The following is a 16129-nucleotide window of genomic DNA, read 5'->3' as shown; positions in this document are numbered from 1 at the left end:
GAGGAGACACCATGTCCACTTTTGCGCAAATGATCGAAAACATCACCCCCGAGATCTACGAAAGCCTGAAGACGGCCGTTGAAATCGGCAAATGGTCTGATGGCCGCAAGCTCACCGCCGAGCAGAAAGAACTGTCGCTGCAGGCCGTGATCGCCTGGGAGATGAAGAACCTCCCCGAAGACCAGCGCACCGGCTACATGGGCCCGCAAGAGTGCGCCTCGAAGTCCGCGCCAATCGCCAACATTCTGTTCAAGTCGGACTCGGTACATTGATCGAACTCGCTCGTGGCTCTTTGAGCAAGATGGCGGTGCGCCTGGAAGCACCGGTCGTTCAATACAGTTTCCGCCTGGACGACACCCAGGTGCCGGTGAACCCGCTGATCGGCCAGTCGATCCGCCTGGAGTACCTCGGCGCCATCCACTGCACCCACTGCGGCAAGCGCACCAAGACCAGCTTCAGCCAGGGTTACTGCTACCCGTGCATGACCAAGCTGGCCCAGTGCGACGTGTGCATCATGGCCCCGGAGAAATGCCACTACGACGCCGGCACCTGCCGCGAGCCGTCGTGGGGTGAGCAGTTCTGCATGACCGACCACGTGGTGTACCTGGCCAACTCGTCGGGCATCAAGGTCGGCATCACCCGCGCCACGCAACTGCCCACCCGCTGGCTCGACCAGGGCGCGAGCCAGGCGCTGCCGATCATGCGCGTGGCCACCCGCCAGCAATCCGGGCTGGTCGAAGACATCCTGCGCAGCCAGGTGCCAGACCGCACAAACTGGCGCGCGCTGCTCAAGGGCGACGCCGAGGTGCTCGACCTGGTGGCCATCCGCGAGCAGATCTTCGACGCTTGCGCCGACGGCATTCGTGGCTTGCAGGAGCGTTTTGGTTTGCAGGCCATCCAGCCGCTGCCCGACGCTGAAGTGGTGCAGATGCGCTACCCGGTCGAGGCCTACCCGAAAAAGATCGTCAGCTTCAACCTCGACAAGGACCCGGTCGTGGAAGGCACGCTGCTCGGCATCAAGGGCCAGTACCTGATCTTCGACACCGGCGTGATCAACATTCGCAAGTACACGGCCTATCAACTGGCCGTGCTCCAGTAAAGGATCGTCACCATGCGTACCGAACAACCGCAAGTGATCTACCTCAAGGACTATCAGGCCCCCGACTACCTGATCGACGAGACCCACCTGACCTTCGAGCTGTTCGAGGACCACACGCTGGTGCACGCGCAATTGGTCATGCGCCGCAACCCCGAGCGTGGCGCCGGCCTGCCGCCGCTGGTGCTCGACGGCCAGCAGTTGGAGCTGCTGAGCGCTTCGCTGGATGATCAGGAACTGCAATCGGGCGACTACCAGCTCGACGACAGCAGCCTGACCCTGCACCCGAAAACCGAGCGCTTCACCCTCGACACCAGCGTGAAGATCCACCCGGAAAGCAACACTGCGCTGGAAGGCCTGTACAAGTCCGGCAAGATGTTCTGCACCCAGTGCGAGGCCGAGGGCTTCCGCAAGATCACCTACTACCTCGACCGCCCGGACGTGATGAGCACCTTCACCACCACGGTGATCGCCGAACAGCATCGCTACCCGGTGCTGCTGTCCAACGGTAACCCGATCGGCAGCGGGCCGGCTGAAGACGGCCGCCACTGGGCGACCTGGGAAGACCCGTTCAAGAAGCCGGCCTACCTGTTCGCCCTGGTGGCCGGTGACCTGTGGTGCGTCGAGAGCGAATTCACCCGCCAGTCCGGCCGCGACGTCACCCTGCGTATCTATGTCGAGGAAGAGAACCTCGACAAGTGCGACCACGCCATGGTCAGCCTGAAGAAGTCCATGCGCTGGGATGAAGAGGTGTACGGCCGTGAATACGACCTGGACATCTTCATGATCGTCGCGGTCAACGACTTCAACATGGGCGCCATGGAAAACAAGGGCCTGAACATCTTCAACTCCAGCTGCGTGCTGGCCCGTGCCGAAACCGCCACCGACGCCGCCCACCAGCGCGTCGAGGGTGTGGTCGCCCACGAGTACTTCCACAACTGGTCGGGCAACCGCGTGACCTGCCGCGACTGGTTCCAGCTGTCGCTCAAGGAAGGCTTCACGGTGTACCGCGATGCCGAGTTCAGCGCCGACATGAACTCGCGCACGGTCAAGCGCATCGAAGACGTCGCCTACCTGCGCACCCACCAGTTCGCCGAAGACGCCGGCCCCATGGCCCACCCGATCCGCCCGGACAGCTTCATCGAGATCTCCAACTTCTACACCCTGACGGTGTACGAGAAGGGCGCCGAGGTGGTCGGCATGGTCCACACCCTGCTGGGGGCCGAGGGCTTCCGCAAGGGCAGCGACCTGTACTTCGAACGCCATGACGGCCAGGCGGTGACCACCGACGACTTCATCAAGGCCATGGAAGACGCCAACGGCGTCGACCTGACCCAGTTCAAGCGCTGGTACAGCCAGGCCGGCACCCCGCGCCTGGAGGTCAGCGAGCAGTTCGATGCCGCCGCGCAGACCTACAGCCTGACCTTCCGCCAGAGCTGCTCGCCGACCCCGGGGCAAGTTGAGAAACTGCCGTTCGTGATCCCGGTGGCGCTGGGCCTGCTGGACGCCCAAGGCAAAGACCTACCGCTGCGCCTGGCCGGCGAAGGGGCCGCCACCGGCACCAGCCGCGTGCTGTCGGTGAACGAAGCCGAGCAGACCTTCGTCTTCGAAGGCATCACCGCCAAGCCGCTACCCTCGCTGCTGCGCGGCTTCAGTGCGCCGGTCAAACTGAGCTTCCCCTACGACCGCGACCAGCTGATGTTCCTCATGCAGCACGACAGCGATGGCTTCAACCGCTGGGAAGCCGGCCAGCAGTTGTCGGTGCAGGTGTTGCAGGAATTGATCGGCCAGCACCAGCGTGGTGAAGCGCTCAAGCTCGACCAGCGCCTGATCACGGCGCTCGGCACGGTACTGGGCAATGAGTCGCTGGACCCCGCCATGGTTGCCGAGATGCTCTCGCTGCCTGGTGAGGCCTACCTCACCGAGATCAGCCAGGTGGCCGACGTGGACGCCATCCACGCCGCCCGCGAGTTTGCCCGCAAGCAGATTGCCGAGCAGTTGTTCGACGCCCTGTGGTCGCGCTACCAGGCCAACCGCGAAGTGTCGCGCAAGACCCCTTACGTAGCCGCTGCCGAGCACTTCGCCCGCCGCAGCCTGCAGAACATCGCCCTGTCGTACCTGATGCTCAGCGACAAGCCGCAGGTGTTGGAGGCGACTCTGGAGCAGTTCGACCAGTGCGACAACATGACCGAGCGCCTCACCGCCCTGGCGGTGCTGGTCAACTCGCCGTTCGAGGCCGAGCGGGCCAAGGCGCTGGAGGCCTTCGCCGAACACTTCAAGGACAACCCGCTGGTCATGGACCAGTGGTTCAGTGTGCAGGCGGCCAGCAGCCTGCCGGGCGGGCTGGCGCGGGTCAAGGCGCTGATGCAGCACCCAGCCTTCACCTTGAAGAACCCGAACAAAGTGCGCGCGCTGGTCGGTGCCTTTGCCGGGCAGAACCTGGTGAACTTCCACGCCGCCGACGGTTCGGGGTATCGCTTCCTGGCGGACCTGGTGATCGAGCTCAATGCGCTGAACCCGCAGATCGCCTCGCGTCAATTGGCGCCGCTGACCCGCTGGCGCAAGTATGACGATGCGCGCCAGGCGTTGATGAAGGGCGAGCTGGAGCGGATTCTCGCGTCCGGGGCGCTGTCCAGCGATGTGTATGAGGTGGTGAGCAAGAGCCTGGCGTAAGCCTGGAGAGATTGGGGCTGCTGCGCAGCCTTCGCGGGTAAACCCGCTCCCACAGGGTACGTGCAATCCCTGTGGGAGCGGGTTTACCCGCGAAGGCCGCGCAGCGGCCCCAATTGTTTTCACGGTTAACAAAACATAACGTCCCGCTCGTTGTTTTCTGTCAGACAATCCCGATAGCATGGCCCGAAGCTATTCCAGGGCTCTGGAACAGGGATTTCACAGCACCTGGCAATAGATTGACCCACCACAAGAACACAACAGGGGGCAGTCATGAGAGAGCGGGCACACGCACGCCAACGCCTGGCGGCCGGCGCGATGCTGGCGCTGGCGATGGCTATCGGGGCGGGTAATGTCCAGGCGGCAGTGGCCGCCGAGGAATACTCGGTGGAATCGGCCAAGGCCAGCCAGAGTCTGCTGATCGGCGCCGCCCACGCAGGCCAGCGCCTGGTGGTGGTCGGCGATCGCGGCCATATCCTGTTCTCCGACGACCAGGGCAAGACCTGGACCCAGGCCCGGGTGCCCACCCGGCAACTGCTCACGGCGGTGTTCTTCCTCGACGACAAACGCGGCTGGGCCGTCGGTCACGACGCCCAGGTGCTCGCCAGCAACGACGGCGGCGCCACCTGGAGCAAACAGTTCGAAGACCTCACCCGCGAAGCCCCGCTGCTCGATGTGCGCATGCTCGACCCGCAACACGGCTTTGCCGTCGGCGCCTACGGCGCGTTGCTGGAAACCCTGGATGGCGGCCAGCACTGGCAGGACGTCGCCGAGCGCCTGGACAACCCCGACCAGCTGCACCTGAACGCCATCACCCAGGTGAAGGACGCCGGCCTGTTCATCGTCGGCGAGCAGGGCAGCATGTTCCGCTCCAGCGACAACGGCCAGAGCTGGTCGAAGGTCGAAGGCCCTTACGAGGGCTCGCTGTTTGGCGTGATCGGTACTGCACAAGCCAACACCCTGCTGGCCTACGGCCTGCGTGGCAACCTGTTCCGCTCCACCGACTTCGGTGACACCTGGCAACCGATCGAACTGCAGGCCGAACGCGGCCCGCTCGAATTCGGCCTGGCAAGCGCTACGCTTCTCGAAGACGGCAGCGTAGTGCTGGTCGGCAACGGCGGCAGCGTGCTGCGTAGCCATGACGGCGGGCAGACCTTCAGCGTGCGCAACCGCGCCGACCGCATTGCCCTGGCCGGAGTCAGTGGCCTGAGCGGCGGCGGTCTGCTGCTGGTAGGGCAGGGTGGTGTGCACCTGGCTTCTGCCGATGGCACCCAGGAGGCACGCCCATGACCAGCCGGGAGAGCTTCGACATGCAGCACAAGGACAAGGCCACCCTGCTGGAACGCCTGATCTTCAACAACCGCCCCATGGTTATCGCCATCTGCCTGCTGGTGAGCGTGTTCCTGTTCTGGCAAGCCACGCAGATTCGCCCCTCCACCAGTTTCGAGAAGATGATCCCGCTGCAGCACCCGTTCATCGAGCAGATGATGGAGCACCGCAACGACCTGGCCAACCTCGGCAACACCGTGCGTGTCTCGGTGGAAGCGACCAAGGGCGACATCTTCGACAAGGCGTACATGGAGACGCTGCGCCAGATCCATGACGAGGTGTTCTACATCCCCGGCGTCGACCGCGCCGGCCTGAAGTCACTGTGGAGCCCCAGCGTACGCTGGAGCGAAGTCACCGAGGAAGGCTTCTCCGGCGGCGAGGTGATCCCCAACACCTACAACGGCTCCCAGGACAGCCTCGACACCCTGCGCGACAACGTGCTCAAGTCCGGCCAGGTGGGGCGCCTGGTGGCCAACAACTTCAAGTCGAGCATTATCGACATCCCGCTGCTCGAGAGTTACCCCGACCCGCAGGACCCTGGCCGGCAGATCAAGCTCGACTACCAGCAGTTCTCCCATCAGCTGGAAGAAAAGATCCGCGACAAGTTCCAGGCGCAGAACCCCGATGTGAAGATCCACATCATCGGCTTCGCCAAGAAGGTCGGCGACCTGATCGATGGCCTGGTGATGGTGGCGATGTTCTTCGGTATCGCCCTGGTGATCACCTGGGCACTGCTGTACTGGTTCACCTGGTGCATCCGCAGCACCATCGCCGTGCTGATCACCACGCTGGTCGCAGTGGTCTGGCAGCTGGGCCTGATGCACGCGGTGGGCTTCGGGCTCGACCCGTACTCGATGCTCGTGCCGTTCCTGATCTTCGCCATCGGTATCTCCCACGGGGTGCAGAAGATCAACGGCATCGCCTTGCAGTCCAGCGACGCCGACAACGCCCTGACCGCCGCCCGGCGCACCTTCCGCCAGCTGTTCCTGCCGGGGATGATCGCCATCCTGGCTGACGCCGTGGGCTTCATCACCTTGCTGATCATCGACATCGGGGTGATCCGTGAACTGGCCATCGGCGCCTCGATCGGCGTGGCGGTGATTGTCTTCACCAACCTCATCCTGCTGCCGGTGGCGATCAGCTACGTCGGCATCAGCCAAAAGGCCATCGCCCGCAGCAAGAAGGACGCCACCCGCGAACACCCGTTCTGGCGCCTGTTGTCCAACTTCGCCAGCCCCAAGGTGGCGCCGGTTTCCGTGGTGCTGGCGCTGCTGGCCTTCGGTGGCGGCCTCTGGTACAGCCAGAACCTTAAGATCGGCGACCTCGACCAGGGCGCCCCGGAGCTGCGTCCGGACTCGCGCTACAACCAGGACAACAGCTTCATCATCAGCAACTACTCCACCAGCTCCGACGTGTTGGTGATCATGGTCAAGACCCCGGCCGAGCAGTGCTCGATCCACTCGACCATGGCCCCCATCGACGCGCTGATGTGGACCATGGACAACACCCCGGGGGTGCAGTCGACCATCTCCCTGGTGACCGTGTCGAAACAGGTCATCAAGGGCATGAACGAGGGCAGCCTGAAGTGGGAGACGCTGTCGCGCAACCCGGACATCCTCAACAACTCCATCGCCCGCGCCGACGGCCTGTACAACGCCGACTGCTCGCTGGCACCGGTGCTGGTGTTCCTCAACGACCACAAGGCCGAGACGCTGGAACGGGTCACCGCCGCGGCCAAGGCCTTCGCCGACAGCCACAACAAGGATGGCCTGCAGTTCCTCCTGGCGGCCGGTAACGCCGGCATCGAGGCGGCCACCAACGAAGTGATCAAGTCGGCCGAGCTGACCATCCTCATCCTCGTCTACCTCTGCGTGGCGGTGATGTGCATGATCACCTTCCGCTCCTTCGCCGCCACCCTGTGCATCGTGTTGCCGCTGGTGCTCACCTCGGTGCTGGGCAACGCACTGATGGCGTTCATGGGCATCGGCGTCAAGGTCGCCACGCTGCCGGTGGTGGCCCTGGGCGTGGGTATCGGCGTGGACTACGGCATCTACATCTACAGCCGCCTGGAAAGCTTCCTGCGTGCCGGCCTGCCGTTGCAGGAGGCCTACTACCAGACGCTGCGCTCCACCGGCAAGGCGGTGCTGTTCACCGGCCTGTGCCTGGCCATCGGCGTGTGCACCTGGATCTTCTCGGCCATCAAGTTCCAGGCCGACATGGGCCTGATGCTGACCTTCATGCTGCTGTGGAACATGTTTGGTGCGCTGTGGCTGCTGCCAGCGCTGGCGCGGTTCCTGATCAAGCCAGAGAAGCTGGCGGGCAAGGAGGGCGGGTCGATCTTCGCCCATTGAGGCCTCGGGGCTGCTCTGCAGCCCTTCGCGGGCAAGCCCGCTCCCACAGGGTCGCGCAGGTTGTGAAACCGACGCTGTACCTGTGGGAGCGGGCTTGTCGGAGCGCCGAACCGCCGCGAAGGGCCGCAGAGCGGCCCCGTTGGTTATAATGGCCGACCCATTTTTCCGGACATACCCATGACTCTCGCTACCGCCCTCACAGCCTGCGACATGCTCCTGATCGACGGCCTGCACGCCTTCGACTTCACCTTCGACCAAAACGGCCTTGTGATCGAATGCATGGACGGTCGCCAGCTACGCCGCTGGACCTTCACCCCCGAGCAAGTCACTGCCGCTACCGGCGCGGGCGACGACTGGAGCCTGAGCGCTGCCGACGGCGAGCATCGTCTAGTCTGTATGAGTGCCTTTCGCGCCCCGGATGAAGACGATGATGAACAGGAAGTGGAAGAGCCTGCTGACCGCTAGCCTGATGACCCTTGCAATCGATGCCCACGCCGCGACATTGCTGGTGGGCAGCTACACCGATGGCGCCAGCCAGGGCATCTACCGTTACGACTTCGACGAAAACAGCGGCCAGATCGCCACGACGCCCAAGCAGGTGGTCAAGAGCGTCAGCCCATCGTGGCTGGTGCTGTCCGCCGACCAGCGCTGGCTGTTCGCCGTCAACGAAACCCCACAAGGCCATGCCAGCAGTTTCTCGTTGGGCAAGGGCGGCCAGATCAAGCCGCTGAACCAGGTTCCCAGCCAGGGTGACGAGCCAACCCACGCCAGCCTCAGCCACGACCAGCGCTACCTGTTCGTCGCCAACTATGCCGTTGCCCCCGACCCCGGTGGCAGCCTGGTGGTGCTGCCGGTGGCCAGGGACGGCAAGCTCGAGCCGCAAGTGCAGCAACTGCGGCACACGCCCAGCAAGGTCAACCCCGAGCGCCAGGCCGGTGCCCATGTGCATTCGCTGGTGCTGTCGCCCGATGGGCGCCACCTGTACGCCTGCGACCTGGGTGCGGACAAGGTGTTCATCTACCGTTACGACGGCGCCAGCCCGGAGCACCCGCTGAGCCCGGCGATCCCGGCCTCCGTGGCGCTGCCTCCGGGCAGCGGGCCACGCCATCTGCTGTTCGATGCCAAGGGCCGGCACGCCTACCTGACCCTGGAAATGAGCGGTGAGGTGGTGGTGTTCAATGTCCAGGATGGCGCGCTCGACGAGCGCCAGCGCCTGCCGTTGACCGAGCGCAAGGAGGCCGCTGCCAAGGCGGCGGGTGGGCTGCACCTGTCGGCCGATGGCCGTTTCCTCTACGTCAGCAACCGTGGCACGGCCAATGAGATCGTGGTGTACGCGGTGGGCAAGGACGATGGCCAGCTGAGCCTGCTGCAACGGCGTTCGGTGGAGGGTGACCACCCGCGCGAGTTCGCCCTCGACCCCAGTGGTGATTTCCTGCTGGTGGCCAACCAGAAGAGCAACCAGATCGTGGTCATGCGCCGCGATCCACGCAGCGGCAAGCTCGGTGACACGGTGCAGAAGCTTGAGCAGCAGGCGCCGTCGGACCTCAAGTTCCTCGAGTGACTCACGCCCCCTGTAGGAGCGGCCTCGTGCCGCGAATGGGCCGCACCGCGGCCCCAGATCTTAATGCCAACTCAAGATTGCTGGGGCTGCTACGCAGCCCTTTGCGGCCGCTCCTACAAAGGGCGAGAGGCAATTATCGATGGCCGTGATAATCGCTACTGCCGCAATGAATTTCAGCAGGCGCCCCCATCGGCGTAAGTTTTGACCCAAGGCCCCGACGGGCCAACGTCAAACCACCGAAGTCGAGGTCAGCCCACATGAACTTCAATCTCTTCTCGCTCATCGCCGCTTCCGCCATTTCCGCCTCGGTCGTGCTGCCGGCACACGCGCAAGCCGAACACGGCAGCAAGCCGTCCACGACCCACAGCTACACCGACAAATACCTGCAACAGAGCGCGCACTTCCACGCTGCCCTGAGCAAGCACTCCAATTGAGTGTGTAAAGCCATTGGTAATAGCACAAAGCCATGTGATTTAATTTGACGCTAAATTTTTGACTCGCCAAAGGGGCTGAGCATGATGTGGCGTATCACGGCGGTAGTGTTGTTGCTGATGTCGGCGCCGATCCTGGCGCTTTGAGCTCGAAGCCTGGTGGCCGGCAAGCCGGCGCCTACGGGAACGTGCTTACATCGCTGTAGGAGCCGGCTTGCCGGCGAACAGATCCAATCACTTGGCCATGACCGCCTTGAACAGCGGCGATGCCAGCCATCCCTGCAACCAGCTCCGCAGCCGCGGATAAGCCGCCTCGGCGAACCACGCAGGTTCGACCCCGGCAAACTGGCGCATCAAGGGCAGCAAGGCGGCATCGGCCAGGCTTGGGTGATCGGCGAACAGGTAGGGCCTGCCTGCAAGCAGGTCTTCCAGTTCCTGTAGCCAGGTTTCGGCCTGCCCACGGTAGTACTCCCGGGAATGCTCGGGATAGCGCTCGGCGTATTTGTACAGGTTCACCTGCGCCTTGAACGTGCTGTCGTTGCGCGCGATCAGCGTTTCGGCGCGTTGCGCCGCCGCTGGGTCGGCCAGCAGCTGCCAGTCCTCGGGGTCATGCCGGCCCAGCGCCCAGCGCATGATGTCCAGGCTTTCCTCCAGCACACCCTCACCCGTGTCGAGTACCGGCACCGTGCCCTTGGGCGACAGCGCCAGCAGCTCGGCCGGCTTCTCCTTCATCTTCACTTCGTGAATCTGCACGTCGCACCCGGCATAGCGCAGGGCCAGCCGCGCGCGCATGGCCCATGGGCAGCGGCGGAAGGAATACAGGATCACCCGCACACCTCCACGTCGCTCAGGCCGTTGCCCTGGCGGCGCACCTGGATCTGCACCGGAATGCGCTCGTGCATCTCTTGCACGTGGGAGATCACCGCCACCTTGCGGCCCTGGGCCTGCAGACCGTCGAGGGCATCCATGGCTAGTTGCAACGACTCAGGGTCGAGGCTGCCGAAACCTTCGTCGATGAACAGCGACTCGATGCGCAGGGTGCTCGAGGCCATCGACGCCAGGCCCAGGGCCAGGGCCAGGGACACGAGGAAGGTTTCGCCACCGGACAGCGAGTGTACCGAGCGCAGTTCATCGCCCATTTCGGTGTCCAGCACCAGCAGGCCAAGGGCGCTGCCGCCGCGTTTGAGGCGATAACGCCGGGCCAGCTGGCGCAGCTGGCTATTGGCGTGGTGCAGCAGCAGGTCGAGGTTGTAGCCCTGGGCGATCTTGCGGAACACGTCGCCGGAGGCCGAGCCGATCAGCTGGCTCAGGCGTGCCCAGCGTTGCCACTGTTGGCGTGCCTGTTCGATCTCTTGTGCCAAGGCCTCGCTGGCCTGCTGCCGGCGCTGGTCGTCAGCCTGCCTGGCGCGCAGTTCGGCACACTGCTGTTCATGGGCCGTCAACTGTTGCAGCAGGTCGGCGAGGTGCTGCTCCAGCTCCTCGGCGGGTAGTTCGCCATGGGGCTGGGTGGTGTGCTGCTGCAGGCGCTGTTCGCGCTCCTGGAGTAACACGCGGCTCTGCTCGACGGCTTTTTCCGCGGTTTGCAGGTGCTGGCGCAGCTCACCGAACTGGGCGTCGTCGATGGCCAGCAGGCGGTCGAGGCCGGCATCGTCCAGCTCGGGATGCTCAGCTCGCCACTGGGCGATATCGCCCTGCAACTGCTGGTGCTCCTGTTCCAGTGCCTGCTGACGCTGGCCGTTGGCCTTGAGTTCGCCGGCCAACTGCACACCCTGGGTCTGCAATGCTTGCAGGCGCTGCGCGGTGTCGGCCTCGGCGGCGCGGGCCTGCTCCAGCTGCGTGTCCAGGTGCTGTTGCCAGGCCTCGGCGCTGGGGTGCTCGCCGAGCAGTTCGGCAAGGGCGGCCTGGGCCTGCTGGCGCTGGCGCTCGAACGCAGCGAACTTGTCCTGCAATTGCTGCTGGTTGCGCAGGCGGCCCTGTTGCTGATCGTGCAGCTTATCCAACTGATGTTGGCGGGCCTGTTGTTCTTCCTGCTCGTCCTTGCGCTGGTCGAGCTGTTGGCGGCGCAGCGAGATTTGCTGATCGAGGCCGAGGAAGGCGTTGGCCGGGTCGTCGCGCAGGGCCTGGAGAATGTCCGCAGGCAGCACGCTGGCCAGGTCGCCCAAGCCTTGCTCAAGCTGTTGCTCATCGCTGGCCAGGGCCTGATGCTGCTGGTCGAGGTGGCGCTGGGCTTGTTGCTGGGCATCACCGGCAGCCTGCAACTGCTGGTTGAGGCGGGCGGCATCCTTCTGCAGGGCCAGCAGGGCTCCCTGGCGTTTCTCGTCGCGGTCGATCTCTTCGCCAAGACGGCGCAGCTGGCTGTCCAGCCAGGTGCTGCGGGCCTTGTCGTCCTGGGGGGCAAGGGCTGGCCAGAGGGCGTGGGCCTGGACCTGCTCGGTCAGCGGTTGCAGCTGTTCGCCCAGCTGGACCTGCTGCTGTTGATAATCCTTGAGCTGGGCATTGACCACGCCCAGCTGGGTACGCAGCTCCACCAGCTTGCCGTTGAGCTGTTCGACTTGTTGCTGCGCCGTGTCCTCTTCGGCCTGGTCATGGCGACCCAGGCTCTGCAACAGGGCTTCAGGCTGATGGAAGGGGTGCTCGGCGCTGCCGCACACCGGGCAGGGCTCGCCGTCGCGCAACTGCGCACGCAGCTCCTCGACACTGGTGTTGCGTGCCAGGCGCTGGCGTTCGAGCAACTGGCGGGTGAGGGTCAGTGCCTGTTCGGCGCTTTCCAGCTCGGCCTTGGCCGCGGTGCCTTGGCTGATCAGTTGCTGGCGCTCGTGCATGGCCTGCTGCTGGCGCTCACGCAGGGTATCGAGGGTTTGCCGCAGCTCCAGTTCGCGGCCGTGCAGGCGCGACAGTTCCTCGACGGCGCGCTGCTGTTTGCGGTTGTCCTGGAGCATGGCGCCAAGCAGGTCGATCTGCTCGGCCAGCGCCTGCGGCTCGGCGCCGGCTTCGCGGAACAGCAGGTCAACATGCTCGCGCTCGGCCTGCAGCTGGGTGTTGGTCTGGCTGAGCTGGGCTTGCAGCCCGGGGAGTTCCTCGCGGCCTTTGGCCAGGCGGCCGCCGACCAGCATCACCTGCTTGAGCTGCGGCAGATAGGCCTGCCAGGCGTCGGCCAGGCCGGCGAGGTGGGCGCTGTCGGCCAGCGCGGCGTCGATCTGCGCCAATTGCACAACGCTGCGCTGCTGGTGTTCTTCCAGCTGTTGCAGGTGCTGCTGGCCCTCGGCAACTTCCGCTTCGGCCTGCTGGCAGGTATCGCGCTGCTCGCCCAACTCCCTGTCGATGCGAGTCACGTCGCCTTGGCTGGCGAAAGCCTGGCGCAGGCGCGGTGCGCTTTCACTGTGCAGGCCCTGGCTGTGGGCCAGGAGTTCGCGTGCGCTGGCCAGTGCTTGTTGCTGCTGCTCGGTGTGGGCTTGCAGTTCGCCCTGCTGGCGCTGTTGCTCCGTGATCTCGTTCAGCAGCGGCGCCAGTTGCCCGGCCAGGTGCTGCTGGCGGTGGAACTGGTGACGCTGGGGGGCAAGGCGCTCCAGACGTTGCAAGTCCACGCGCTGCTCTGCCAGTTGCTGCCATTGCAGTTCGGCGCTTTGCAGGGCCTGGCCTGCCTCAGCGCACTGGGCCTGCAATCGACGTTGCTCATCGAGCCAGGCGCGTTGCTGCTCAAGCTGGCGCTGGCGTACCTGATCAGCCTTGAAGCGCTGTTGCGCCTGCTCCAGCTCCTCGTCGAGGGCGATGCGGGCTTCGGCGGGCATGGGTAACAGATGCTCGGCCTGCTTTTTCAGGTCGTTGTGCACTTCGCCGGTTTCCCGGGCCTTGCTGAACGCACGCTGGCCAAGGCGGGTGTAGATCGCCGTGTTGGTGAGCTTTTCCAGCAGCTCGCTGCGTTCTTTGTCGTCGGCCTTGAGGAAAGCGCCGAACTCGCTTTGGGCCAGCATCACCGCGCGGGTGAACTGCTCGAAGTTCAGCCCAAGGCGGGCCTCGACCAGTTGTTTGTACTCGTTTTTGCCGCTGCCCAGCAGTTGCTCGCCGTCCAGGTCGTAGAGGCTCTGGCGGCTGTGCTGCAACTTGCCGTTGGCCTTGTCGCGGGCGCGGTTGGCCTCCCAGCGGGCGCGGTAGCGACGGCCATCGATGCCGACGAAGTCGACCTCGGCGAAGCCGCTGCCGGTACCCCGGCGCAGCAGGTTGCGCGGATCGCCCGTGAGGATGTCGCCGTCGGCATCGGGCACCCGGGCTTCCCGGGCAATGTCGTTGAGCCGTGGCACGCTGCCGAACAGTGCCAGGCACAGGGCGTCGAGCAGGGTACTCTTGCCGGCGCCGGTGGGGCCGGTGATGGCGAACAGGCCGGCGCTGGCCAGGGGTTCGGCGGTGAAGTCGATGTCGATCGGGCCGGCCAGCGAGGCCAGGTTCTTCAGGCGGATGGCGAGAATCTTCATGGCTGCTGCTCCTCGTGCAGGACGTCCTGCAGCAGTTCGGCGAAATCGGCCAGGGCCTGCTCATCGACGGGGTTGCCGTAGGCCTGCTCCCAGGCGCGGCCGAACAGGTCCTGCGGGGTCATCTGCGACAGCTCGACGAAAGCCAGGTCGTCATCGTCCTGGCGGCCGAGGCCTGCGTATTCGGCGCTGATGCGCACCAGGCGCACGGCCTTGCCCTGCAGGGCGGTCTCGATCTGCTGGCGCAGGTCGGGCTGCGGCTCGTCCAGGCGCACCCGCACCTCCAGCCAGGGCTGGCGGTTGGGGTCGTCGAGCAGGTCGACCACCGGCAGTTCGGCGAGCTGTACCAGCAGCTCACCCAGCGGGGCCGGGCCGACCCGCTGCAACGCCACGGCCCGCGGCACCAGGCGCGGCTCGACGCTCACCAGCTCGCTGCCGTCGAGTTCCACTTCCAGCACCTGGTGCGGGTAATTGATCTCGGCGAACGACAGCGGGATCGGCGCGCCGCTGTAGCGGATGCGGTTCTCGCGGTTGACCTTCTGTGGTTTGTGCAGATGGCCCAGGGCGACGTAGCCGATGGCCTTGTCGAACAGCCGCGCCGGCAGGGCTTCGGCGTTGCCGATGATCAGGCTGCGCTCGGAGTCTTCCGAGATGCTGCCACCGGCCATGTGCGCATGGCTGATGGCGATCAGCGCCTGCTCCTTCTTGCGTTTCTTCTGCGCCGCCGCGATCAGCTGCTCGTGTACCTGGGTGATGCCTTGCAGGTAGTCGTCCCCCAACGTCGGGCCGGTGACTTCGGCCGGGCGCAGGAAGGGCAGGGCCAGGCACCAGGCCGCGACCTTGCCACGGCCGTTGGTCAGCGGGATGAGCAGGCGCTCGGCGTCCAGCTGGCCCTCGTCGAGCCAGTGCACCCGGCCCAGGGCGTGGGTGCGCAGGCGGCGCATCAGCGGCGCCGGCAGCTCGATGCGCGAGCCGGAGTCGTGGTTGCCGGCGATCATCACGATGTCCAGCTTGGGCTGTTGTTCGTGGGCCTGGACGATGAAGTCGTACAGCCGTTCCTGGGCTTTCACCGGCGGGTTCACGGTGTCGAAGATATCGCCGGCGATCAGCAGCGCGTCGGGCTGGCGCAGGCGCAGCTGGCCCAGCAGCCAGTCGAGGAAGCAGGCGTGTTCGAAGTCGCGTTCCTGGCCGTGCAGGCTCTGGCCCAGGTGCCAGTCGGAGGTGTGAAACAGACGCATGGAGGATCCGTTGGGTGAGCGGCAGGGGGGGCGGTTGGAGGGCGGTATGGTAACCCATTGCGGGGTAAGCTCGCTTTCGCTGTGCCACCTTGATTCCGCGCCTTGTTTGTACGGCGCGGTTTCTGCGTGGACGCTACCGTAGCCCCACATGACTGAAGACATGCACCAAGGCGGACGGCGGAGATCTCACAGACATAACTGGCCTGAAACAGATGTAGGAGCCGGCTTGCCGGCGAAGCGCCGCGCGGGCGGCGCTCGATCTTGAGAGCGCTGAAAATCTGACAGCAGGCACTTGGTGGCCCTCATGCGATCCCAAGACAGGCGCCTGGGCGCCACACCGCTGGAATTGGACAAGCAGAATCGCGCGGTGGGCTGCGGGTGCCTGTCGGGATATCCGGTGAGGGCCACCAGGTGCNTGNCGGTGTTTTTGCAGCGCNCTTGAGATCGAGCGCCGCCCGCGCGGCGCTTCGCNGGCAAGCCNGCTCCTACAGTTTGTTTCGGGCCAATCCATCCTGTGAGGTCTCCACTGTCCGCCTTGGTGCATGTCTTGAGTCATGTGGGGCGGCGATAGCGTCCACACAGAAACCGCGTCGCACAAACAAGGCGTACAGCCGCGGCGGCGCTGGCATAACTGGCCCGAAACAAACTGTAGGAGCCGGCTTGCCGGCGAAGCGCCGCNCGNGCGGCGCTCGATCTTGAGGGCGCTGCATATCTGTCGGCATGCGCTTGGTGGCCCTCATGCGATCCCAAGACAGACGCCTGGGCGCCACACCGCTGGAATTGGATAAGCAGAATTGCGCGGTGGGCTGCGGGTGCATGTCTGGATATCCGGTGAGGGCCACCAGGTGCTTGCCGGTTTTTTTGTAGCGCTCTCAAGATCGAGCGCCGCCCGCGCGGCGCATCGCGGGACAAGTCGCAGCGGCGAACCGCCGCTCCCACGTTTGTTTCGGGCCAGTTATGTCTGTGAGGTCTCGACCGTCCGCCTTG

General features: G+C 65.1%; 11 protein-coding genes. 8 read left to right on the top strand and 3 right to left on the bottom strand.

Annotated elements, in window-relative coordinates; translation table 11 throughout:
- Window positions 1-11: 11 nt before the first annotated feature.
- From IX761_RS01015 to IX761_RS00980, 8 genes are all read left to right on the top strand, one after another.
- On the top strand, window positions 12-272 hold the full coding sequence (locus tag IX761_RS01015) for a YeaC family protein (protein ID WP_051099822.1): 261 nt from the start codon (window positions 12-14) through the stop codon (window positions 270-272).
- Window positions 269-1099 (top strand): DUF2797 domain-containing protein, encoded by an 831-nt coding sequence (locus tag IX761_RS01010; protein WP_125463278.1) that lies wholly within the window; start codon window positions 269-271, stop codon window positions 1097-1099. The genes IX761_RS01015 and IX761_RS01010 overlap by 4 nt, the downstream gene beginning before the upstream one ends.
- Before the next feature lie 12 nt (window positions 1100-1111).
- On the top strand, window positions 1112-3769 hold the full coding sequence (pepN, locus tag IX761_RS01005) for an aminopeptidase N (RefSeq protein WP_194787701.1): 2658 nt from the start codon (window positions 1112-1114) through the stop codon (window positions 3767-3769).
- A gap of 270 nt (window positions 3770-4039) precedes the next feature.
- Window positions 4040-5056, top strand: a complete 1017-nt coding sequence (locus tag IX761_RS01000; protein ID WP_228533141.1) for a WD40/YVTN/BNR-like repeat-containing protein — start codon at window positions 4040-4042, stop codon at window positions 5054-5056.
- Window positions 5053-7446 carry an efflux RND transporter permease subunit gene (locus IX761_RS00995; protein ID WP_194787700.1) on the top strand — a complete coding sequence of 798 codons (2394 nt, stop codon included), beginning with the start codon at window positions 5053-5055 and terminating at the stop codon, window positions 7444-7446. The genes IX761_RS01000 and IX761_RS00995 overlap by 4 nt, the downstream gene beginning before the upstream one ends.
- A 177-nt stretch (window positions 7447-7623) precedes the next feature.
- Window positions 7624-7911: a DUF5629 family protein gene (locus tag IX761_RS00990; protein WP_228533140.1), complete on the top strand. Its 288-nt coding sequence runs from the start codon at window positions 7624-7626 to the stop codon at window positions 7909-7911.
- Window positions 7877-9007 (top strand): lactonase family protein, encoded by a 1131-nt coding sequence (locus IX761_RS00985; protein ID WP_194787699.1) that lies wholly within the window; start codon window positions 7877-7879, stop codon window positions 9005-9007. The genes IX761_RS00990 and IX761_RS00985 overlap by 35 nt, the downstream gene beginning before the upstream one ends.
- A 257-nt stretch (window positions 9008-9264) precedes the next feature.
- Complete coding sequence (locus IX761_RS00980; RefSeq protein WP_194787698.1) at window positions 9265-9441, top strand: hypothetical protein; 177 nt, start codon at window positions 9265-9267, stop codon at window positions 9439-9441.
- Between the two features lie 231 nt (window positions 9442-9672).
- On the opposite strand, the gene IX761_RS00975 is transcribed toward IX761_RS00980, so the two are convergent.
- From IX761_RS00975 to IX761_RS00965, 3 genes are read right to left on the bottom strand one after another with little or no spacing between them, the layout of a single operon-like run.
- Window positions 9673-10266 (bottom strand): glutathione S-transferase, encoded by a 594-nt coding sequence (locus tag IX761_RS00975; RefSeq protein WP_194787697.1) that lies wholly within the window; start codon window positions 10264-10266, stop codon window positions 9673-9675.
- Window positions 10263-13907, bottom strand: a complete 3645-nt coding sequence (locus tag IX761_RS00970; protein WP_194787696.1) for an SbcC/MukB-like Walker B domain-containing protein — start codon at window positions 13905-13907, stop codon at window positions 10263-10265. The genes IX761_RS00975 and IX761_RS00970 overlap by 4 nt, the downstream gene beginning before the upstream one ends.
- Window positions 13904-15142, bottom strand: a complete 1239-nt coding sequence (locus IX761_RS00965; protein ID WP_194787695.1) for an exonuclease SbcCD subunit D C-terminal domain-containing protein — start codon at window positions 15140-15142, stop codon at window positions 13904-13906. Before IX761_RS00965 ends, IX761_RS00970 begins: the two co-directional genes overlap by 4 nt.
- Between the last annotated feature and the right edge of the window lie 987 nt (window positions 15143-16129).

The sequence above is a fragment of the Pseudomonas sp. UFMG81 genome (assembly GCF_015354575.1).
In the GTDB taxonomy this organism is placed as follows: domain Bacteria; phylum Pseudomonadota; class Gammaproteobacteria; order Pseudomonadales; family Pseudomonadaceae; genus Aquipseudomonas.
The sequence above is the reverse complement of the archived record's forward strand: the minus strand, read 5'-3'. Positions and strand labels throughout refer to the sequence as shown.

What these genes read in the sequence shown, in the direction of transcription:
- IX761_RS01015 (WP_051099822.1), top strand. Translation starts at nt 12, where the DNA reads ATGTCCACTTTTGCGCAAATGATCGAAAACATCACCCCCGAGATCTAC.
- pepN (WP_194787701.1), top strand. Translation starts at nt 1,112, where the DNA reads ATGCGTACCGAACAACCGCAAGTGATCTACCTCAAGGACTATCAGGCC.
- IX761_RS01000 (WP_228533141.1), top strand. Translation starts at nt 4,040, where the DNA reads ATGAGAGAGCGGGCACACGCACGCCAACGCCTGGCGGCCGGCGCGATG.
- IX761_RS00995 (WP_194787700.1), top strand. Translation starts at nt 5,053, where the DNA reads ATGACCAGCCGGGAGAGCTTCGACATGCAGCACAAGGACAAGGCCACC.
- IX761_RS00990 (WP_228533140.1), top strand. Translation starts at nt 7,624, where the DNA reads ATGACTCTCGCTACCGCCCTCACAGCCTGCGACATGCTCCTGATCGAC.
- IX761_RS00985 (WP_194787699.1), top strand. Translation starts at nt 7,877, where the DNA reads ATGAACAGGAAGTGGAAGAGCCTGCTGACCGCTAGCCTGATGACCCTT.
- IX761_RS00980 (WP_194787698.1), top strand. Translation starts at nt 9,265, where the DNA reads ATGAACTTCAATCTCTTCTCGCTCATCGCCGCTTCCGCCATTTCCGCC.
- IX761_RS00970 (WP_194787696.1), bottom strand. Translation starts at nt 13,907, where the DNA reads ATGAAGATTCTCGCCATCCGCCTGAAGAACCTGGCCTCGCTGGCCGGC.
- IX761_RS00965 (WP_194787695.1), bottom strand. Translation starts at nt 15,142, where the DNA reads ATGCGTCTGTTTCACACCTCCGACTGGCACCTGGGCCAGAGCCTGCAC.